The sequence below is a fragment of the Desulfoscipio geothermicus DSM 3669 genome (assembly GCF_900115975.1).
Classification (GTDB): domain Bacteria; phylum Bacillota; class Desulfotomaculia; order Desulfotomaculales; family Desulfallaceae; genus Desulfoscipio; species Desulfoscipio geothermicus.
In genome coordinates, this window is record NZ_FOYM01000011.1 from 73,150 (window position 1) to 94,085 (window position 20,936).

Sequence of the window (20,936 nt, forward strand, 5' to 3'; positions counted from 1 at the left end):
AAAAGTAGCCTGTCCCCTTTTTTATTTTTTGCGCATGCGTATTGACTTGGGCGTTACTTCCACCAGCTCGTCATTGGCGATAAATTCCAGGCACTGCTCCAGGCTCATGGGGCGGTACGGGGTGAGTTTCACGGATATGTCGGAGGTGGAACTACGCACGTTGGACAGCTGTTTCCGTTTACAGACGTTGATGGGCAGATCGCCGGGGCGGGAGTTTTCTCCCACCACCATGCCCTTGTATACCGGTACGCCCGGCCCCACGAACAGTTCACCCCGTTCCTGGGCGTTTTCCAGGCTGTAAGAGGTGGTGGTGCCTGTTTCAAATGCCACCAGCGACCCCCGGGTGCGGGTGTGTATCTCGCCCTGATAGGGAGCATAGTGGTGGAAGGAGTGGTGCATAATACCCATTCCCTTGGTGTCGGTCATAAACTCGGAGCGAAAGCCGAACAGGCCACGGGTGGGCACGTGGAACTCAAGGCGCACTTGGCCGTCGCCCTTGTGGGTCATGTTGATCAGTTCGCTTTTCCGGGGGCCCAGGCGTTCCATAACTATACCCACGTATTCCTCAGGCACTTCAATTATCAGTTCTTCCACCGGTTCGCACCTGACACCGTCGATTTCCCGCTCCACCACCCGGGGGCGAGACACTTCAAACTCGTAGCCTTCCCGGCGCATGGTTTCAATCAGGATGGACAGGTGTAGCTCACCCCGCCCGGAAACCATGAAGGTGTCCGGGGAGTCGGTACTCTCCACCCTCAGGCTGACGTCGCTTTCCAGTTCCCGGGTCAGCCGCTCTCCCAGCTTGCGTGATGTTACGTGGGTACCTTCCTGCCCGGCGAAGGGGCTTTTGTTCACGTGCATGGCTACGGCCACGGTGGGCTCGTCGATGCGCACAAAATCCAGGGGCACCGGGTGTTCCGGATCCGCCACTGTATTGCCCACGTTAATGTCCTCCAGACCGGCGATCACTACGATTTCACCGGCGGCTGCCTCTTCCACCGGCACTTTCTTTAGGCCGTTGAACACGTAGATGCCGGATGGTCGCCGAGACCTGATTACTCCGCCGGGCGCGACAACCGCTACTTCCTCCTTGGCCCGGATAACACCGTTGTGGATGCGGCCTACGGCCTGCCGGCCCAGGTAGGGGTCGTAATCGATCAGGGTGACCCCCATTTGCAGAGGGGCGCCCGGGTCGCCGCCGGGGGCGGGGATTTTTTCCACGATCATTTCGAACAGGGATTTCAAGTCGGTACCCGTTACGGCGGGGTCGGTAGTCGCCGTGCCGGTGCGGGCGTTGGTGTAGATTACCGGGAAGTCCAGCTGGTCTTCACTGGCATCCAACTCGATAAACAGCTCCAGCACCTCGTCCTGTACCTCGGCGGGCCGGGCGTGCAGCCGGTCGATCTTGTTAATCACCACGATGGGTGCCAACCCGGCTTCCAGCGCTTTGCGCAGCACGAAGCGGGTCTGGGGCATGGGGCCTTCGAAAGCGTCCACCAGCAGCAGCACCCCGTCCACCATTTGGACAATGCGCTCCACCTCGCCGCCGAAGTCGGCGTGTCCCGGTGTGTCCACTATGTTAAGCTTGTACGGACCGTAGAATACCGCCGTATTTTTGGCCATGATGGTGATGCCGCGCTCCCGCTCGAGGTCGTTGCGGTCCATTACGCGCTCTTCCACCACCTGTTTTTCGTGGAATACGCCGCTTTGCTTGAGCATCCCGTCCACCAGGGTGGTCTTGCCGTGGTCCACGTGGGCAATAATGGCCAGGTTGCGAATAAAGTTCTGTTTCACTGTTATGGTCCTTTCGTGCTTTCATTTATACAGGCCCCGGGCTACGGGACCACATCTAATATTACTTCTTTGGTGGCCTTTTTTCAACCTTATAATAGTTTTAGGTTTAAAAGAGAGCAAAAAAGAGGGACAAGCACCGATTAAAAACAATCGGAGCCAGTCCCCTTTTTTCTCCCCGGAGGGGGGCTATATGTCCTTGCGGTTGAAACTGTACACCGCCAGACCGGTAAAGAAAACGACGTACAAGAGAGCGTAAACCACCATCCACACGCTGGGTTCCGCCATGCTGCCGAAGGGCCCCATCTGCTGCAGCGCGTTTAAAGGGTTGTCGGCGGGACTTAGCAGCAGGTGCACAATTTTACGGTACAGCGAATCCACGGGCATTACCAGGCTGGTTACTATGCCGGCCTGCTGCAGACCGGCATTGTTTATGAGCCAGCCGATTTGTTCCACCATGCCGCCGATGATGGCCACCGCGTACAGCATAAACATAACGACGCCGTTGGCAATGGTGGGAAAAACCACCGAGCCGTACAGGGTTATCGCCAACAGTACCACCGGCTGTAAGGCAAAAAGCCCCAGGGCCTTCCACTGCCCTTCCAGAACCAGGCCTGTTTTAAGGTTGATAATCAACGCAATCACGGTAAAAAATACAGCTGAGTACAAGGCAAGGAACAGGCCCAGTCCCAAGAATTTACCCAGCACGTAATCCCGGCGGCGGAGCGGCTTGGTAATAATGGCCTGAATGATACCGGTTTCTATTTCCGACGAAATGGCACCCACTGTCGAAAAAATGGCCAGGAATGAAACGATAAAACCTCCGAAATAAAGGCCGAAGGACAACAACTGCGGGTAGACAACCGAGGCCAGCATGGGATTGGGTGATTCATTGAAGCTTTTGGCGGCATAATGCACCCCGGTACCGTAAAGCCCCAGGAAGATGGCGGCCAGAACCAGTGAAATCAAAAGCACTTTACGGTTGAGCCCTTCGCGGAAAGTAATCCCTATCATGGTCAGCATATCTCTTCACCCCCGCCGGTGGTGCGGATGAACATTTCCTCCAGGGTGGAGCGTTTCCTGTTCATCTCGAACAGGTCACCGCCGCCGGTAACGACGGCCTCAGCCAAACGGGGGATGTCTTCTTCCCGCTTAACCCGCGCCATCAGGACGTTTTCCCGAACTTCCAAGGAGCGGGCCAGGGACGACAATGTGTTGACCATTTCCCGCGTCAAGTTGCCCACTTTCATTTCCACCGTTATGTCACCGGTCTGAAGGTCTTCCAGCGACCCTTGCCGGATGATTTTACCCTGCCTGATAAAAGCCACCGCGTCGCAGATCAGTTCCACCTCGCTGAGTAGGTGGCTGTTCAGGAATATTGTTTTACCGGATGCCCGCAAGCTGACCAGGATTTCCCTCACATCCCGGCGGCCGATGGGGTCAAGGGCGGATGTGGGCTCGTCAAGGAACAGCAGGTCGGGGTCGGGCAGCAGTGCGCAGGCCAGGCCGGCCCGCTGGCGCATACCTTTGCTGTAGGTATGGATTTTTTGCCGTTCCCTGCCGGCCAGGCCCACCAGTTCCAGCACTTCGCCCACGCGGCGTTTTTTCTCGGTACCGCTCAGGCCGTAAAGGGAGGCGTGAAACTCCAGTAACTGCTGCCCGGTAAGCCAATCGTGGTAACGGAAGTTTTCGGGCAGAAAGCCTATTCGTGCGCGGACCCCGGTATCTCCCAGAGGCCGGTCCAGAAGCAGCGCTTTGCCCGAGGTGGGGAACAGCAGGCCCACCAGCATTTTTACCAGCGTGCTTTTTCCCGCGCCGTTGGGGCCCAGAAATCCAAAGATTTGCCCCCGGGGGACTCGGAGGCAAATCTCGGCGCATCCGATCTTGGTGCCGTATTTCTTTGTCAGGTTGAAGGTTTTAATAGCCATATCCAATGCGGTTTACACCTCTACTTCATCTGTGTGGCCACAGCCAGTGCGGTGTCCAGGTCCAGGCCGGCACCGACCGGTCCGCCAGTATGAAGTTAAGTTGGCGGCATACCGGCGGGTAATAACGGTTATAAAGTTTCTGGTAACTGGTTGGTATATTAGGGTTCATTATTAAACGGTGGGATAATGGCCGGCCACCTCCCGTTCCTTTCACATATGTAACACCGTAGTCGGGTTCAAGTTGACAGGTTAAAGATAAATTTTTTGAAACCGGGTTAGTCTCCGCCTGATTGTATCATAAAAACCCTGTTTGGGACCGTGGTCCAGTTAAAATAATTTTTCATTGATAAAAAACAGCATTGACGTCATATTTTTTTTCAAAAGCCCTTGCATAAATATAGCAAGGTATAATTTCCTGTAGTATAAAAAACAGAAGCAGATAACCACAATAGGCGCGTGGTCTGTGGATGATCAAGTGCGCCTGTAGTTTTTATCAACTAAGGAGTCGTTTCTATATTTATTCTTTTCCCCCATGGCTGAAGCATTTTTTCCATGGAGGCTATGCGAACGCGTACATCGGATAGATCCTCGGCTATCTTTTGCTGCACTGAGACGGCTTCCTCCGCGAGCTTGCGATACGCCTCGTCCCTGGCGATTTCAGCCATGCTCTTAGTTTTGGCTCGCGCGGTTTTTAGTGCTTGCGTTATTACAACTACGGCTACTATGGTAAACAGCGTCAGAATAACAAGCACAAAGGCCATTCCGGAAACCTCATCCACCAAGTAATTTATTTATTATCCCCCTTTTCATTGTTAACGTCCGCAATAGGATAGTATTGGAGGAGGGAACTTTTTTGTTTTTTCGCACGTCTATCTTACAAAACGATACGAAAGGATGAGCACCATTGCCCTTTAAAAGAATCACTGCAGTATTCATGGCAATTTTACTCGGCAGCGTGCTCCTGGCAGGCTGCACCACCAAAAATCCCGAAGACAACTCCGACAACCAACCGGTTGAGAACGGGCAGGAGCAGCCCGCTGACAACGGTGATAAGAACAAAAAGATGACCATGCAGGTATATTTCACCCACAACAACCAGGGTAAAGCCGAAGCCGTACCGGTAGCCAGGGAAGTGCACCTGGAAAGCGATGACCCCGCTGAAATAGCCAAAAGAGCACTGGAACTGCTACAAGCCGGGCCCACAGAAGAGGAAAAGAAACATGGGCTGAGTAATAACCTGCCGGGCGCGCAGTTGCTGGACCTAATCGTGCAGCGCCCCCACGTGATCCTCAATTTCTCCAGGGAGTTTGAGCAATTCGGCGGCACGTACCGGCTGGATGCCGTTTTAAAACAACTGACCATGACCATGTCCGCCATTCCGGGCATCAAATCCGTGGTTTTGCTGGTTGAAGGAGAGCGGGTCGGCACCGAGGAACGCCCCTTCACCGGTGAAGGCTCGATGTTCGGCGACCTGACCATGGATCCCGGCAGCGAACAGGCCGCCGTGCTCGGCCCGGCGGATACGCTGGACCTTTTTATAGCCGTAATCCCGGACGTGGAAAAAATGTGGGCGCTGATGGGCCCCCAGGCCCGGGAAATATATAAGGAACCGAACAACATCGAATACACGGCTTTCAACGAGGGCCTGGGCAGTTGGAAAAATTACCGGGTAGCAGAGGAAAGAATAGAAGGCGATATAGCCGTGGTCACCATCAGGGGTGACCAGGAACTGGAAGGCGAGCGGCAACCGGACGCCGATTACACTGCTTACATGGTTAGGGAGAACGGGTACTGGAAATGGGACTTCCCCCCGGTAAATTAACAGTTTTACTTGAAGTATAAAATGGATAAAATTAAAGCGTATAGTATTCTTTTACAGGAGTTGATATAATGAAAGAATGCCCAATATGCCACATTAACATGCGGGAAACTCCCAAGTATGGAGTTTTACTCGACATCTGCCCGCAGTGCAAGGGGGTCTGGCTGGACCGGGGTGAACTGCAAAAAGTAATCTCCCTGGCCCGGGATTTCGAGGACGAGCACGATGACCTGTACCACCACTACCAGAGGAATTACGAACACCACAAACACCGTGAACACGAACACAAATACCATGACCATTACCACAATTACGACCGTCAATACCATCACAAGAAAAAGAAACACTCGCTGCTTAGATTAATGGAGGAAATTTTTGATTAGATAAAAGTGGTGTCAGACGTTGAAATTCTTTTTTGTTGAAAATCTGATACAGCAAAGAGAAATCCTCTTTTCCGTTAGGAAAAGAGGATTTCTTACTTCAAGCCCGTAATGACCTACGCTACAACCACTATGATTATCTGCGTAGCCTATGACAACCTTTTGGCTGCATAGACCATTACGACATCCATAATGATCTTTGCTTGACCGATAAGAATCCCTTGCGACCATACGGCAATGGTTCGGACTGCAGTATAGCCTGCCGGAACACTTACCGATCTGCCCTCCGGCTAATACAGAGCCATTTTATAGACCCTATGCCGGTGTAACACCGAATAACTACTTCACAGTGTTTCTTGCTTCCTCATATGATAAAATAATAAAGAAGTGCTTTTGCTATTATGGAGGCCAAGCTATGGAATACTTCAGGGTTTTAAAAACAAACCTCAATATTAACCTTGACTTGTTCAATGTCGTCAGTATCATTGATATTTTAATCGTGGCCTTTGTGTTATACCGCTTGATTTTACTGATACGCGGTACCCGGGCCGTTCAATTGATCAAGGGGATGGTGGTGCTGCTCATTGCCACTGCGCTGAGCAGCCTGTTTAATTTAAACACCGTACACTGGCTGCTCAGGCAAACCATGACCGCCCTGGTTGTGGCGCTGCCCATAGTATTCCAGCCCGAACTGCGCCGGGCACTGGAAAAACTGGGCGGTGGCGACTTTTTTGCCCGTCCCCTGATTCACATGGCTGAGGGTGACCGGAGCGCCTTGATCAACGAGGTTGTGCGGGCTGCGGAAAACATGTCGGCAAGCCGGACCGGGGCGCTGATTGTGCTGGAGCGCGTTACCGGCCTGGAGGAATTCGTGGATACCGGTATCACCGTGGACGGCCAGGTTTCAGCGGAGCTGTTGATCAATATATTCATACCCAAATCGCCGTTACACGACGGTGCGGCCATCATCAGGGGGGACAGGCTGGCGGCGGCGGCCTGCGTGCTGCCGCTGTCCGACAGCCGGGAACTGGGCAGGGATCTGGGCACCAGACACCGGGCCGCCGTGGGTTTGTCCGAACAGTCCGATGCGCTGGCGGTGGTGGTTTCGGAAGAAACCAGCGCCGTATCACTGGCCGTGGAGGGAAGCCTGTACCGGCGCCTGAATGAAGCGGGGTTGCGGGAGTTGCTGATTAAATTTCTGCAACCAGCCCCTGCAAAAAATGCTTTTTCCTCCCTCTGGCCCAGGAGGTGACATGTTTTGTCCTTACAGTGGCGGGATAATTCCCTTAAAATAATAGCTGTTTTACTGGCCGTACTGCTCTGGGTTTACGTAACCAACGAACAGAACCCGGTGACCAACCAGATTTACAGCATACCCTTAACTTTGCAGGATGAACCGGCCGGGTACGTGGTAAACGGCGTACCCCGCATGGTGAGCATACGGGTTAAAGCGCCCAGAAGTATAATCAGCACCCTGGGCAAGGAAGATTTTAGGGCCCGGCTCAGTTTGTTCGGCATTACCGCCGGTGATCAGGAACTGGCGGTGCAGGTTACCGCGCCGCCCGGAGTGGACGTTTTGCAGGTGATACCGGAGACGGTGCGGGTGCAGGCCGATAAAATAGTCAACAAAAATGTTCCCGTAGTGGCTCACCTTAAGGGGAACCCGGCGGAAGGACTGCAGCCCGGTGCTGCGGTTTTGAAACCGCCGGTAGTTGCCGTACAGGGACCAAGTAAGGTGTTGGAAAAAATCAACCAACTGGGGGTTACGGTGGATGTTACCGGGGCGACTGATACGCTGGAACGGGAGGTTGTCGTGGAAACCGGAATTGAAGGCGTGACAGCCAACCCCGGCCGGGTGACGGTGACCGTGCCGGTAACCGCGCTGCCGGCCAGGGACCTGCCGGTGCGCATCAGGCTGACGGGCGAACCGGCTGCCGGGTATGTCGTAAGCGGTATATCGGCACAGCCGTCATCCGTACAGGTGGTGGCCCGGGAGAACGTACTGCACAACCTTATCGCGGTAAGTACAATGGCGGTGGATATTACAGGCATTACCAGCAACGTGGAAAGGGAAGTGGTGCTTATATTGCCGGACGGGGCGGTATCGGTACGGCCCGACCGGGTGCAGATAAAGGTGCAGATTACCCGGTTGGAAACAGGTCAACCGCAGGATGACGGTGAGGGTGCAGACAATCCGACACAATGACCCGGAATAAAAAAGCCAAGGCCTGCCTTCGTATTAGAGCAGGCCTTGGCACGTTAAATTGCGAACGTTAACCAAAACATAAACATGGTTACAATGCAAATTTGCTTTGCTAAAATTATGCAAAGGAAATGTTTTTTCGTCTAAAATGTATGTGCAGTACGCTGGTAATGAGAAACTGCATTGTAAGGCTTCTTCTTCCGGCCGCAGACAGGGCAAGTCTGCGTTGTATAACTCCAGCGAGCGAAACATGCGTTTGGGCGGTAACAGGTATTGATCACCCACTTTAGAAGTAGGGGCTTCTGTCGAGTGAGGATACCCCCTTGGTAGTAACCAGTGCCCCGACCGTATCACTGCCGAGCCACGAAGCAAAACAATCAATGGATGACCGTCCGGGCAAAGTAAAGAGGAATTCTGTCGGTGTCAAGCACCTGAATATTCCCACCTATCCACCTGAAACGGGCGGAAAGAGGACAACGATGTCCCCCGCCTGCAGATTATAATCTCCGGTTACTTTAACACCGTTAACAACAATTAATACCTTTAAACTGCTGGGAATCTGCAGCTCACTTAGAAGCTGTGACGCTTTTATACTATTTTGTAATGAAATTTCATTTATACCGTGCCCTCCGTATCTCTCCAAAGGGCCGCAAAGTCTCAGAAATATTTTCATCAAACCACCTAAATTGCTAGTTCGTCTAATTTCTCTCCAGTGGGTTTTCCTTCACTGTCCCAACCGCGTATCTGATAGTATTCTCTTAACATTTTGTTAAATTCTTCTTCCGGTAATAGTTTTTCTGCGGTAGCGCCAGTTTTTAAGGCTTCTTTATAAATACGTTGCGGCAGCCTATCATCCTTAGCGTCAAAACCTTCCCTAATATTAAACATTCGGGCTAAATTAACTATACGCTCCCCAATTATTTTTAAATCTTTCTCAGTATATTGCTTGCCCGTTACTAACGTTAGTAATTCGGCAACAGTCTCTAAAGATAATGCCCAAAAATCACAGAGAATTGTTGAAAACTTGGCAGCATTATAATGCTGCAAGCCAACCACCAGCTCGGCTTTACCTTCTATGGTAAAGGGATCCATATCTCCATAAGCTTCATCGGCTATAGGCCAGGCCCGCGTATGGCAAGCTCCTCTATCAGAGGTGGCATATGCCAAGCCCATTCCCCAAGAGCCGCGTGGTTCGTATCCGGGAAATTCTAATCCCTTAACCTGCATTGCAAATTCTTTTCCGCCGTATTTCTCTGAAAGACCTTTTACCCCCAAAGCCAACTCTGTCTCCTTATTTGCTATATTTTTGGTGGCTTTTAGGTAGCCTTTTACATCACCAAATTTTAGGTTAAAATCTTTAATGCCTTTTTCTGTTAATTCCATAGCAAACGCTATCGTGTTGCCCGTAGAAATTGTATCCAATCCTAAATCATCACATAATTTATTAAACTCAACAATAGCTTCCAAATCGTCGATACCGCAATTTGAACCACCAATTGACAGCGTTTCGTATTCGGGTCCCTCTACCACCGACTGTCCCGTGTTGACGTAGTTACCACAGCCCAAACCACAACTTAGACACCCTTTTTTATCCTTGCGTACGGCCTTCACCGCTTCGGCATGAATTTTATCAAACCCATCAAACGTTCCTTGCTGGAAGTTTCTAGTGGGTAATACTCCGGTACTATTAGATAGCTCTACAATTATGGGTGTACCGTCTGTATAAGCCCAGAGGTTATCATCCGAAAGGGTATCTTTTTTCATAATCTCCTTTGCTCTTGCGGTTAACTGCTTTGGGTCGGCGACCTTAACTCCGTTTGTTCCTTTAACAACAATTGCTTTTAAATTTTTACTGCCCATAACGGCCCCTATGCCACCACGACCTGCCTGACGGTATAGTTCTGAAGTAATACAGGCCATAGGTACCATATTTTCGCCAGCAGGCCCAATTGCCAATACTTTTACCTCAGGTCCACAGGTAGCTTTTAAAAAAAATTCGGTCTCATGGGTACCTTTTCCCCAGAGGTTTCCCGCTGACTTTAGCTCTACTTTACTATTTTCGATGTGTAAGTATACCGGTTTTTCAGCTTTACCTTCAATGATTATAGCATCATACCCTGCATACTTTATCTCTCCGGCAATATGTCCCCCGATGGAGCAGTCGAGGATTGTATTGGTGGCAGGTGATTTAGCTGCTATTGTTAGCTTCCCTGAACATGGAACTGCTGTTCCCGTAAGCGGTCCCGTCATCAAGATCATTTTATTTTTTGGAGATAACGGGTCTACTTTTGGCGGAAGTTCTTCATAGATGTATTTCATTGCCAATCCTTTACCGCCGATATATTTCTCGGCCCATAACAAATTTAAACTCTCTACACTACTAGTTAAATTGTTTAAGTCAATTCGCAGCACTTTCCCTATATACCCCTTCATCCTACCCCACCCCCTTCACGACAGCCAAAAGTTAATGCCCCGTGCGGGCACCAGTTCACACACTCCGGTGAGCCCCCACAGCTGTCGCAAATTCCTACAGTATCTGCTTTGACTACAATAACTCCTTGGGGACAAGCATCTGCACATTCATTACAGCCTGTACATTCTTCTTCAGAATAAGTCAACATACCATTTTCATACTTTATTGCTTCTGTAGGGCAAACTTCTACACAATCTAAACATTGCGTGCAAATTGCAACCTTTGTTTCTAACCCCTGCATAGTGTATATCTTTTCAATCTGCAACCGAGCAGCGGTGGGTTGATAGACGCCCTCTTTTTCAGCTGAACAAGCAATTTGACAAAGTTTGCAACCTATACAGCGACTAATATCCAGGCTAAGCTTCACTTTCAATCCTCCCTACAAATACCGTAAAACATCTGTTTTTCTCCAAAAACTGCGCATCCTAAACAGCATCAAACACTTAACAGCCTGCCAATTTCACTGCTACCGCTCGGACAGGCGAACCATCACAGCCAATCAATTTCAATGGCAGAAAAATTAAAAAGGGATTATCAAAGTCTATTTTGTCAACGTTTGCCAAGTTCTCCACAATAATTCCATTAGCTTCTGCTAACATATCATGTACTGGGAAATCATCCCCACCGGTAGGATCCAGATTAATAGCATCTATTCCCATGGTTTTAATTCCTTTCCCAAGTAAATACTCGCACGCCTCAACACTCAGGTAAGGATGCTCATAATAAGCATCACTTCCATTTTTCTTGTACCAATTAGTGTTAAAAACTACTATTTTCCCCGGTGAAAAAAAATTCTCATAAGGTTTGATATCTTCCACAGTAATTTCTTTATTGGCTTGCTTATCGGTTACCCGTACAATAACACCTTCACCCATAAAAGATTTCAAATTAATATTATCAATAGTTGCCCCTTCATTAAGAAAATGGTACGGTGCATCCACGTGGGTACCGGTTTGCGAACCTAAATTAACATAATGCAGGTTGTATCCATCATTTTCAATTGTTGTAGCTACAGAAATATCCGGCTTTGGGTCTCCCGGATAAACTTGTGTATCATTGGTCAAAGCAAAAGATAAATCAACTATTTTTTCTATTTTAAACATTAACAACTCCCCCTTCAGCTTTTAGTATGATATAGCTTTTTAAATATGTTCCTCTGTGTAACTTTCCTGTTTTGAACTCCTACTTACTTCGACAACTTTAGATAAAATAATATAACCAAAGAACCCTATTAAAAACACCGGAATGGTTGCCCCAATAGCCAATGGGTTAATTACTGTCCAGTAGTAGGCAAACCCTGCAGTAATGAAATACACAATCCAAGCTGGAATGTTGAAACCCTTATAATACCAATACTTGTTACGGCCATTTTTCAGCAAATCATCAACACTGTAATTTCTTTTCTTTAACACTATAAAATCAGCCAATAAAATTGCAAAAATGGGTGTAAATAGGGCCCCAATGGTTAAAATCCAATCTACAAAACTATCTAAAATCCCGCTATATAAAGCACCAAAAATTGAAATAACTCCTATCACTAATGCCGGTTTCCAGAAAGTAGCTTTTGGTCTGATATTCAAATATGACATTGTTGAACTATAGACGCACATAATGTTGGTAGTCATAACGGAAATAAATATCACGAACGCCGCTGGCAATCCAAACCCAAATTCAGCAAGTAACACAGTAGGGTCAAAAGTCTGTTCCATGCTGCTGACAATACTTAACCCGGACACAATAGCACCTGTACCCATGGCAATTAATGTGGCTGCCACGTAGCCTATCATGGTACCCCAAATAGATGTTTTAGTTGTTTTACAGTTACGATTGTAATCAGCAGCAATTGGAGCCCAGGAAATAGCAGTAGCGACAACCATGTCAAAAGCTAACGCTTTAGTTACCCCACTAAGTTGATTCTGCTCCAGATTAAGTAGAGTGTTAATATCATATACTGTAAATAACTTGAAAAATACTGCTCCAGAAAGTAAGAGCATGGCAGTAGCAATAATTTTTTCAAATACTTCAATTCCTTTATGTCCCAATAACGTAATAATCACAACCATAGTTTCGCACAGTATGGTAAATAAAGGTAAATTACTATAACCAGTGAGGTGGCTGATAGCGTAATTCATACTCATTCCTGCCATTAATGCCTGTACCCAGCTCCAACCAATTAGAATAATTATATTCACTACTGAAGGTAATACCGATCCCTTAGTGCCAAAAGCACCCCGTGTGAGTGTCATTGTTGTTAAGCCTGTTTTTGCACCCATAGTACCAACCAGCATTAAAGGAATTACACCCACAACAGACCCAATCAAAATTATCCAAATAGCCGTCGCGAAAGGTAGGTCAGGAACAAAAAACATACCTGTATAAATTGTGGTCACAACCATGTTTGCTGCCAACCACATGGAAAACGTGGCAAACCAGCCCATTGTTCGGTCTGCTTCTAAAGTTGCATTAATACCGTCTCTACCCAATTTCTGTAAAATGTTCAATTTGGACACCTCTTTTTGGTTTAATCTTTATTAACTTAAATCCCTTTTCTATTCAAAGCCAGTAAAGAAATGAACTCGTAAACTATTCCCGCTGCAGCAAATGCAGTAACTTGGTTAGAATCGTAACTTGGAAGTACTTCCACCAAATCAAAGCCAACAAAATTTAAGCCGCGCAAACCTTCCCGCACAAGATGCTGAGCTTCCCATGTAGTAAAACCGCCGATTTCAGGAGTTCCAGTTCCCGGTGCATAAACAGGATCAAGAAAATCAATATCAAAGGTAACAAATACCGGCTTATCCTGTACCCGCTCCTTAATTCTCTTGACGGTTTCAGCAATGCCAATTTCGCGACTTTCCTGGGTAGTCAAGACCTCCAGCCCCATTTCCCGCGCATCATTTAAGTCTTCAGGGCCGTATAACGGTCCGCGCATGCCCACCTGAATTGAGTTTTCAACCAACAGGCATTTTTCTTCAATGGCTCGACGAATAGGTGTCCCATGATTATACGATTTTTCGAAGTAGGAATCCCACGTATCACTATGGGAGTCGAAATGAACCAAAGCTACGGGGCCTTTGCTTTTAGCAACCGCCCTCAGTTCCGGCAAAGTAACGGAATGGTCACCCCCGAGAAAAATGGGCACAACATCACTTTCAAAAATTGGAGTTATGGACTCTTCTATTCGCTGGTAGGATTCTTCAATGTAGCCAGGCACCACATCTATATCACCATAATCAACACCCGAACAATAATCAAAAATGTTTACGTCCAGAACGGGATTATAGGGTCGAAGTAAAATTGAAGCATCCCTGATGGCCTGGGGACCAAAACGGGTGCCAATACGGAATGAACCACCCGTATCAAAAGGAATCCCTGATACAATAAAATCAACATCTGTTAGAGTACGTTTATTGGGCAGGCGCATAAAAGTCCGAACACCACAAAATCTAGGTGATTCAAAAGAATTGATGGGTTGATATTTTGTCATATACTATCCCTCCTGCTGGTTCGTAATTTCTAATTTCACATAGTCGACTGCACTTACTGATAAAACCGCGGTCTTGGATTATTTATGAAGCAAAAAAAATGCCAATGGGCTAACCCTTTTAGCCATCGGCATTTTAAGGCATAAGAAAAGCATATTTTATTCAAAAATGAATACCCAATACACGTAAAATATGGAATAGTCTTAAAATTCATACCCTTTTAGAGATCTATTCATTTCTGAGTATATGTATTCGTTCCTGAATACTTTGTAACATATTTTTTCAATTTTCTTGCCGCAGACGGTTGACTGATGCCTAGGGCCTTAGCAACTCCCACACTTGTTTTATAACGTTCATACGCCTTTTGTACCATCTCTTTTTCTAACATCTCCAAAGCATATTTTAAGGTCAGCCCTTCGTCAAGTTTGTTTGCAGCTTTAAGCTTTAGACAATCCGGCAATTCTTCCTCACCGACAATATCCTCATCGGTGGTAACTACTATCCGTTCCATTACGTTTTCCAGTTCACGGACATTTCCCGGCCAATCATAAGCCATCAATGTATCCACTGCATGTTTTAACAAAGTCTTTTTCTTCCGGTACTGTAGATTTGCTTGTTCAAGAAAGTGCATCATCAAAGGTAAAATATCTTCCTTCCTTTCTCTTAACGGAGGTATGTTTATAGGAACAACATTTAACCTGTAGAAAAGATCTTCACGAAACTGCTGTTTTTTAACCAACATTTCCAAATCTTTATTTGTTGCAGCAATCAAGCGAAAATCAACATTTATCTGTTTCGTTCCACCAACTTTGGTCAGGGTTTTCTCTTGAATAACTTTCAGCAGTTTCACCTGTAAATTGAGAGGCAGCTCCCCTATTTCATCCAGGAACAGCGTCCCGTCCTGAGCCAGTTCAATTTTGCCGATTTTTCCTTCCCTATGCGCACCGGTAAAAGCTCCCTTTTCATAGCCAAAAAGTTCAGATTCCAATAAATTTTCAGGAATAGCACCGCAGTTAATCTCAATAAAAGGGCCTTTACTTCTAGGACTTTTTTGATGTATTAAGCGGGCAACTAAATTTTTACCAACACCCGATTCACCGGTTATAAGCACATTGCTTTCCACCGAAGCCACTTTCATTGCCAGCTCCAATGCATTTTTCATCTCCGGACTTTTCGCAATAATTCCCGGAACAGCCATTTCTCGTTCCCTTAGCTCACGGATCTCGGACGAATAGCGTTTCATGAGCTTTTCCATCTTTTCATACTGCTCTTTAAGCTCAATAAAATCAGTAATATCATGAGAATAACTTACTACCTTCTCAATTTCTCCCTCTTTACTAAAAATAGGAACAGCGGTTACCACAAGCTTTCGACCGGTCTTGGTCTGCTGCAGCATTGTAATCTTTTGCTTATTTTGCAGCACCAATACGGTAACAGAAGGATAAAAAACCTGCTTCTTCTCCATTTCATAAACAGTATTGCCCACAACTTCATCTTCCGTAGTCCCGTAGCTCTCGTTAAATGACGGGCTTACCTCAAGAATAACTCCTCGTCCATCGGTAATTAATACATCATTATGAATTGACTCCAGCACGTTATCTATCTCTTTAGAAATTTCTTTTCTTCCGCTGCTCAACTTTATCCCTCTCTCAAGATGCCTTTGTCCAACTATTGATATAGTTAGATAAATTTTAACTGTTTCCTCTTTTAATGCGCTGGAAATTGAAGTAGCAATTGTGTATTCTTATGCCAATATAACCCCTATCAAGTATGACCTTAATAATCTGTTGTTGATAAATTTTGATAGGTTACAGATTCTTAGAAACCAGGACGAGGCGGCCCGCTACCGGGCACTGTGGCGGCAGGCATACAGCCCGGAGCTGATTTAATACAAAAAGCAGGCTTCTCCGGAAAGCCTGCTTAATTTATATTCATTTACTTGCCGCTCATTATTTTGTCGAAAATTTGCCCGAGTGTTTTATTCAGGTCAGCTTTTACCTGCACGGTTTTGGCCAAGTCTTCCGCAAATTCGGGCAAAATGCCCAGCAGGGGCAGGTTTAATTCCCCGGCCACTTTTTCAGGTGATTCCTCCACGGGCGATGGTTTACGGTTAAACAACAGCTGTAGCTTTTCCACCGGGAAATGCACGTCTTCCAGGTCCCACAGGAAATGCTGCAGTGATTTTACATTGTACCTGAATGTGTCCACCACCAGGATGGGGACATCTGCATCCTCCATAACGAAATAGTTAAAGCTGGTGGGAGTGTTGCTCATATCCACTACCATTACGTCATAGTCGCCCTCTTTTAATGAATTATAGATAATCCTTATTTCATAATAAATGTTGCCGTAATGCGGCAGCCTTTTATCGGTATTGGTGGCCAGAACGTGCAGTCCCGAGGAATGCTCTTGAATAAACTGCGCCCATTCCGCCCTGGTATACTCAATATTGGTAATAGGCGTTTTCCTGCTCTTGTTGTAAATGTCCTCACACCAGTCGCTGATGTTGGGATAATTGTTGATCTTGAGCCTCTCGGTCACATCACCGTTGTGAATATCCAGGTCCACCAGCAGGGTCTTGTAACCCTTGCCCTGACTGACCAGTGCCAGTTCTTCCGCAATGGTGGTGTTGCCGCTAAGTTTGCTGACACCGTATACCGAAATAACTTTCATATATTAACTCCTTTAATTTATTTTGCTGGTTTGTTAATTTAATATTATAATATGGATTGCTACAGGAATAAAGCATTTTTTACCGAATCAAAGCATAGCCGGTTAATCTAAAAAACCGGGCGGTAACTGTGCCATAATACTTTTGTAGTATCGTTTTTAATGCGGTACTTTAAACATATATATATAAGCCGCTATGGCCAGAAAAGTAAAAGCAATGGTCAACCTTACCTTTTCCGACATGAGACAAAAACACCTCCCCGTAACATTTTATCATTTTTACTGCATAGCACAAGTATAGGCAGTTACTACATAATATAGGGTGGAAGCATCTATGGATGGCAGTTTTTCCTTTATTCACGCGGCGGATTTGCACCTGGACAGCCCGTTCAGGGGTTATACCCGGATAGACTTCGCTGACGAAAAAACCCGTGAAAACGTACTCCGGCAACTGCGGGACTGCACCTATAACGCCCTGGACAACATTGTAGAGGCTTGTCTGGTCCACCGGGTGGATTTCCTGGTACTGGCCGGGGACATATATGACCTGGCGGACCGCAGCTTGCGGGCGCAGCTGCGCTTCCGGGATGCCCTGGGCCGGCTGGCCGGCGCGGGCGTAGCAGTTTTTGTAGCCTACGGCAACCACGATCACGGGGCCGGTTGGCGGGCCGAACTGGCCTGGCCGGACAATGTATGTATCTTTCCGGCGGGGGAGGTGGCGGCCCGGCCGGTGGTCCGCCGGGGCAGGGAAGTCGCCCGCGTTTATGGGATCAGCTATCCCCGGCGGGAGGTGGCGGAAAACTACGCCAGGCTCTTTCGGCGGGAGCCGGACGCACCCTTTGCCGTGGCGGTGTTGCACTGTAACGTCGGCGGGCTTTCACTGCACGCCAATTACGCGCCCTGTACCCTGGAGGAACTGGCGGGCGCCGGCTTTGATTACTGGGCGTTGGGGCATGTGCACGGCCGGTCTGTGCTGAAGGCGCACAGTCCCTGCGTGGTTTATCCGGGCAACCCCCAGGGGCGCAACCCTCGGGAAACGGGGAACCGGGGGTGCTATCTGGTCCGGGTCGGCCCCGGCGGCGGGGTGAACATGCAATTTATTGAAACCGACAGCGTGCGCTGGGAGCGGGTGCAGGTGCCCATAGACGGCCTGGGTACGGAGCAGGAACTGCTCGAGCGGTTGGTCGACCGGCTGAGCAGGCTGCAGCAGATTCATGCTGGGCGGTCGGTGGTGGCGCGGCTGGAGCTTGCCGGGCGCGGCCCGTTGCACAGGCGATTACAGCACGCCGGCGCGCTGGAGGGAATGCTGGAAGAACTGCGCTACCGCTTTGCCGGGCCCGCCGGGCCCTTTGTCTGGCCCGAATCCATTCGGCCAAATACCGCTGCGCCGGTGGACAAGGAGTCCCTGCGGGAAAACGAAACCCTGCTGGGGGACCTGCTGGCCATCAGCCGGGAAGCCCGGGGCGGCGGGGAAATGCGGGACAGGCTCCGGCAGGCGCTGGCTCCGCTGCACAGCCGGGCCGCCCGGCACCTGAACCCGCCCGGTGAAGAAGAATTCAACGCCTTGCTGGAGGCGGCCGAGGACCTGGCCCTGGACTTGCTGTGGGAGGACGAGGATATATGAGGCTGGTGGGGTTGTATATAGACGGTTACGGTATACTGCACGATTTTTCCCTGGCCGAAAAGGATCTGTTCCCGAGTCCCTGCATAATTTACGGGCTTAATGAGGCCGGAAAATCCACGTTGCTGTCGTTCATCCGGGCCGTGCTGTTTGGTTTTAAGTCCGAAGAGAATGTACATGTTCCGGTGAGGGGCGGTCGAACCGGCGGGCACCTGCTGCTGGAGGACGGCGGGGAGGTATACCGGGTGGAGCGGTGCGGTCGGGGCAACGGCAGGGTGGCGGTGGAACTGCCCGACGGTCGCCGGGCCGGTGAGGAATTGCTGCGGGGCCGGATTCTTCGGGGGATGGGCCCGGTATTGTTTAAAAATGTATTTGCCTTTGGCATGGATGAACTGCGCCGGCTGGAAGACCTGGCCGGTGACGAGGTAAGCGTTCATATCTACGGGGCCGGTACGGGCACCGGCCCGCAGCGCCTGGCGGGGGCGGCCGCCGAACTGGAGCGAAGAACCGGGGATTTATTCAAGCCCCGGGGGAAGACGCCGGTTATAAACAGGATATTGATTGAACTGGAAAGCCTGGACCGGAAAATCAGGGAACTGGAACAGCAGCCCGCCCGGTATTTCAGTCTCCGGGACGAATTGGGGGAACTGGAACAGGAACGCAATCGAATCAGGGCTTTGCTGACAGACCGGCAGAAGCGGCTGCGCCGCCTGGACAGCCTGCTCAAGGCCCGGGCGCCCTGGAATGAACTGCAGGGTTGTCTGGCAGCCGGGCGGGGTCGGGAGCCGATTGAGTATTTCCCCGAAGACGGCCTGGAAAGATTGGGCCGGCTGGAAGCCAGGCGGGAAGAAAAACAGGCTGAGGTGGTGAGTTTGGTCCGCAGGGCGGCAGCCATTGAGGAAAAACTGGCTTCAGTAACGGTGGAAGAGAAAATTTTGGCGCTTGCCTCCCCGGCGGACAGGCAGCAGGCGAGTGATGGCGGTTCGCCCGCAGAGAGCCTGGAAATGGTGGATCAGGCAGCCCGGGAACTGGAAGACCTGCGGCATAACAGGTCGCTGCAGCAGGTGCACCGGCAAAAACAGGCCGAACTCGGGGCCCGGCGCCGCCGGGCGGAGGAGTTGCTGCAGGCGCTGCCGGGCACCCCCAACAGGCTGTGGCCGGTGCTGGCGGCGGCGCTGCTCGGCTGCCTGGGCCTGGGGGTGCTGGCTGTGCATACCGTACTCGGCCTGTTGGTCCTGGGCGGGAGTGTCAGCCTGGGGGCGCTGCTGTACGGCATGCTGTCCGGTCAGGCAAAAGAGCGGCTCGGCAGGGAGGAAGCATTACGCAATGAGCTGCGCGACCTGGAAAAGAACCTGGCGGCGGTGGAGGAAGAACTGGCCCGCCTGGAGGAGGAATATGCCGCCGGCGCGGCGCGCCTGCGCCGGCTGGCGCTGGCGCTCACCGGGCGGGATACCTTGACAGGGGAGGAAATTCCGCGGTTGCGGCGCGCATTGCTGGCGGAACAGGAAAAACGGCGCCGGCAGTGTGAGTTAATCGCCAGGGTGGAGCGGCTGACGGATGACATTAAACGGCTGCGGGAAAGTGAAAAATCGGCCCGGGAAAATCTGGCCGCCATTGAGTCCGGCATTCAGGAACTGCTGACCCTGGGTGGCGCCGCCGACGCGGAGGAGTTTCGCCGGCGGGCCGCGGCGTACCGGGAGCAGCAGTCGCTGGCCCGCAAGATTGAAATGCTGGACAGACAACTGCTCAATATCGCGGGTTCTCCTGCCGAACTGGAAGCAATGCGGGCGGAGTTGACCGGCGTTGCCCGGGAGGAACATGAAGCCGAGGCCGGGGAAATAAAATCATCTATGGTGGAAATGGAACAGGAACTGGTGCGCCTGGGCGACGAAATTGCCGCCAAAAAGCAGGAAATGAGGGAATTGGAAAACGGGGAGGAACTGGCCAGGGCCAGGCAGCAGCGGGACATGCTGCGGGAAAGCCTGGCGGCGCGGGCCCGGGAATGGCAGACGGCTGCTTTATGTGCCGCGCTGCTGGAAACGGCCAGGGAAAAACACGAGCGGGAACGCCAGCCCGCCGTGCTGGCGCGGGCCTCCCGGTTTATCGGGCCCATGACCGAAGGGCGATATACCCGCACGCTGGCCCCTGCCGGCGCGGCGACCGGGTTGGAGGTTGAGGAACCGGGAGGGCGCCGGGTGCCCGCCAGGCAGCTCAGCCGGGGGGCGGCCGGCCAGCTTTACCTGGCCGTTCGCCTGGCCCTGGCCGGCCATTTCAGTGAGGTGACCGCCCCCATGCCGATTATTCTGGACGACATCATGGTGGATTCCGACGCAGGGCGCTTGCGGGGCGGGCTTGAAGTGCTGGATGAACTGTCCCGGGAACACCAGGTAATATTTTTTACCTGCCACGAGCACATCCTGGAAGCCGTCCGGAAGCAGCTGGCGCGGTTCAGCCTGGTCATGATCAAGGACGGGGACAAGGTTGCGGGTCAAGCCAATAATTTTCATGGGCGTTGAATTAACGGCGCCGGTAAAGGGGGCATAATATAAAACGGAAGGCAAATTGA

The 20,936-nt window shown here is 50.2% G+C and carries 18 protein-coding genes; 6 read left to right on the plus strand and 12 right to left on the minus strand.

Annotated elements, in window-relative coordinates; all coding sequences use genetic code 11:
* Nucleotides 1-21: 21 nt before the first annotated feature.
* The 4 genes from typA to BM299_RS08350 form a co-directional block, all read right to left on the minus strand.
* Nucleotides 22-1,800, minus strand: a complete 1,779-nt coding sequence (typA, locus tag BM299_RS08335) for a translational GTPase TypA (protein WP_207545157.1) — start codon at nucleotides 1,798-1,800, stop codon at nucleotides 22-24.
* A gap of 180 nt (nucleotides 1,801-1,980) precedes the next feature.
* Nucleotides 1,981-2,814 (minus strand): ABC transporter permease, encoded by an 834-nt coding sequence (locus BM299_RS08340; RefSeq protein ID WP_092483017.1) that lies wholly within the window; start codon nucleotides 2,812-2,814, stop codon nucleotides 1,981-1,983.
* On the minus strand, nucleotides 2,808-3,719 hold the full coding sequence (locus tag BM299_RS08345; protein ID WP_092483049.1) for an ABC transporter ATP-binding protein: 912 nt from the start codon (nucleotides 3,717-3,719) through the stop codon (nucleotides 2,808-2,810). Before BM299_RS08345 ends, BM299_RS08340 begins: the two co-directional genes overlap by 7 nt.
* A 497-nt stretch (nucleotides 3,720-4,216) precedes the next feature.
* Nucleotides 4,217-4,480 (minus strand): hypothetical protein, encoded by a 264-nt coding sequence (locus tag BM299_RS08350; RefSeq protein ID WP_092483018.1) that lies wholly within the window; start codon nucleotides 4,478-4,480, stop codon nucleotides 4,217-4,219.
* A 143-nt stretch (nucleotides 4,481-4,623) separates the two neighbouring features.
* On the opposite strand from BM299_RS08350, the gene BM299_RS08355 reads away from it, so the two are divergent.
* The 4 genes from BM299_RS08355 to BM299_RS08370 all read left to right on the plus strand — a co-directional run bounded on the left by BM299_RS08355 (nucleotide 4,624) and on the right by BM299_RS08370 (nucleotide 8,124).
* The gene (locus BM299_RS08355; RefSeq protein WP_092483019.1) at nucleotides 4,624-5,541 is read left to right on the plus strand and encodes a GerMN domain-containing protein; all 918 of its coding nucleotides are present in this window, start codon (nucleotides 4,624-4,626) and stop codon (nucleotides 5,539-5,541) included.
* A 68-nt stretch (nucleotides 5,542-5,609) separates the two neighbouring features.
* Nucleotides 5,610-5,921 carry a TFIIB-type zinc ribbon-containing protein gene (locus BM299_RS08360; RefSeq protein ID WP_092483020.1) on the plus strand — a complete coding sequence of 104 codons (312 nt, stop codon included), beginning with the start codon at nucleotides 5,610-5,612 and terminating at the stop codon, nucleotides 5,919-5,921.
* A gap of 412 nt (nucleotides 5,922-6,333) precedes the next feature.
* Complete coding sequence (gene cdaA, locus BM299_RS08365) at nucleotides 6,334-7,170, plus strand: diadenylate cyclase CdaA (protein ID WP_092483021.1); 837 nt, start codon at nucleotides 6,334-6,336, stop codon at nucleotides 7,168-7,170.
* Between the two features lie 6 nt (nucleotides 7,171-7,176).
* Nucleotides 7,177-8,124: a CdaR family protein gene (locus tag BM299_RS08370; protein ID WP_092483022.1), complete on the plus strand. Its 948-nt coding sequence runs from the start codon at nucleotides 7,177-7,179 to the stop codon at nucleotides 8,122-8,124.
* Nucleotides 8,125-8,566: 442 nt separating this feature from the next.
* Here the strand turns inward: BM299_RS08370 and BM299_RS20435 are convergent, their stop codons facing one another.
* The 8 genes from BM299_RS20435 to BM299_RS08410 all read right to left on the minus strand — a co-directional run bounded on the left by BM299_RS20435 (nucleotide 8,567) and on the right by BM299_RS08410 (nucleotide 16,752).
* A complete protein-coding gene (locus tag BM299_RS20435) occupies nucleotides 8,567-8,794 on the minus strand; it encodes a MoaD/ThiS family protein (protein ID WP_092483023.1) in 228 nt (75 codons plus the stop codon).
* A gap of 8 nt (nucleotides 8,795-8,802) precedes the next feature.
* Nucleotides 8,803-10,554: an aldehyde ferredoxin oxidoreductase family protein gene (locus BM299_RS08380; RefSeq protein WP_092483024.1), complete on the minus strand. Its 1,752-nt coding sequence runs from the start codon at nucleotides 10,552-10,554 to the stop codon at nucleotides 8,803-8,805.
* Nucleotides 10,551-10,961, minus strand: coding sequence for a 4Fe-4S dicluster domain-containing protein (locus BM299_RS08385; protein ID WP_165608238.1), 411 nt, complete (start codon nucleotides 10,959-10,961; stop codon nucleotides 10,551-10,553). Before BM299_RS08385 ends, BM299_RS08380 begins: the two co-directional genes overlap by 4 nt.
* Before the next feature lie 76 nt (nucleotides 10,962-11,037).
* Entirely contained in the window at nucleotides 11,038-11,697 is a 660-nt protein-coding gene (locus BM299_RS08390) for a cyclase family protein (RefSeq protein ID WP_092483026.1), read from the minus strand.
* A gap of 39 nt (nucleotides 11,698-11,736) precedes the next feature.
* Nucleotides 11,737-13,095 (minus strand): purine-cytosine permease family protein, encoded by a 1,359-nt coding sequence (locus BM299_RS08395; protein ID WP_207545153.1) that lies wholly within the window; start codon nucleotides 13,093-13,095, stop codon nucleotides 11,737-11,739.
* Nucleotides 13,096-13,130: 35 nt separating this feature from the next.
* Complete coding sequence (gene speB / locus BM299_RS08400; protein ID WP_092483027.1) at nucleotides 13,131-14,081, minus strand: agmatinase; 951 nt, start codon at nucleotides 14,079-14,081, stop codon at nucleotides 13,131-13,133.
* A 230-nt stretch (nucleotides 14,082-14,311) separates the two neighbouring features.
* Nucleotides 14,312-15,715, minus strand: coding sequence for a sigma-54 interaction domain-containing protein (locus BM299_RS08405; RefSeq protein WP_092483028.1), 1,404 nt, complete (start codon nucleotides 15,713-15,715; stop codon nucleotides 14,312-14,314).
* Between the two features lie 299 nt (nucleotides 15,716-16,014).
* Nucleotides 16,015-16,752 (minus strand): CpaE/TadZ family protein, encoded by a 738-nt coding sequence (locus tag BM299_RS08410; protein WP_092483029.1) that lies wholly within the window; start codon nucleotides 16,750-16,752, stop codon nucleotides 16,015-16,017.
* Between the two features lie 331 nt (nucleotides 16,753-17,083).
* Here BM299_RS08410 and BM299_RS08415 point away from each other — a divergent pair, with 331 nt between their 5' ends.
* Entirely contained in the window at nucleotides 17,084-18,373 is a 1,290-nt protein-coding gene (locus tag BM299_RS08415; protein WP_092483030.1) for a metallophosphoesterase family protein, read from the plus strand.
* Complete coding sequence (locus BM299_RS08420) at nucleotides 18,370-20,886, plus strand: ATP-binding protein (RefSeq protein WP_092483031.1); 2,517 nt, start codon at nucleotides 18,370-18,372, stop codon at nucleotides 20,884-20,886. Before BM299_RS08415 ends, BM299_RS08420 begins: the two co-directional genes overlap by 4 nt.
* Nucleotides 20,887-20,936 lie beyond the last annotated feature (50 nt).

Excerpts from the sequence above, each read along its gene's own strand:
- BM299_RS08380 (WP_092483024.1), bottom strand. The coding sequence starts at position 10,554 with ATGAAGGGGTATATAGGGAAAGTGCTGCGAATTGACTTAAACAATTTA.
- speB (WP_092483027.1), bottom strand. The coding sequence starts at position 14,081 with ATGACAAAATATCAACCCATCAATTCTTTTGAATCACCTAGATTTTGT.
- BM299_RS08420 (WP_092483031.1), top strand. The coding sequence starts at position 18,370 with ATGAGGCTGGTGGGGTTGTATATAGACGGTTACGGTATACTGCACGAT.
- BM299_RS08350 (WP_092483018.1), bottom strand. The coding sequence starts at position 4,480 with ATGGCCTTTGTGCTTGTTATTCTGACGCTGTTTACCATAGTAGCCGTA.
- BM299_RS08410 (WP_092483029.1), bottom strand. The coding sequence starts at position 16,752 with ATGAAAGTTATTTCGGTATACGGTGTCAGCAAACTTAGCGGCAACACC.
- cdaA (WP_092483021.1), top strand. The coding sequence starts at position 6,334 with ATGGAATACTTCAGGGTTTTAAAAACAAACCTCAATATTAACCTTGAC.
- BM299_RS08340 (WP_092483017.1), bottom strand. The coding sequence starts at position 2,814 with ATGCTGACCATGATAGGGATTACTTTCCGCGAAGGGCTCAACCGTAAA.
- BM299_RS08345 (WP_092483049.1), bottom strand. The coding sequence starts at position 3,719 with ATGGCTATTAAAACCTTCAACCTGACAAAGAAATACGGCACCAAGATC.
- BM299_RS08360 (WP_092483020.1), top strand. The coding sequence starts at position 5,610 with ATGAAAGAATGCCCAATATGCCACATTAACATGCGGGAAACTCCCAAG.
- BM299_RS08415 (WP_092483030.1), top strand. The coding sequence starts at position 17,084 with ATGGATGGCAGTTTTTCCTTTATTCACGCGGCGGATTTGCACCTGGAC.
- BM299_RS20435 (WP_092483023.1), bottom strand. The coding sequence starts at position 8,794 with ATGAAAATATTTCTGAGACTTTGCGGCCCTTTGGAGAGATACGGAGGG.
- BM299_RS08390 (WP_092483026.1), bottom strand. The coding sequence starts at position 11,697 with ATGTTTAAAATAGAAAAAATAGTTGATTTATCTTTTGCTTTGACCAAT.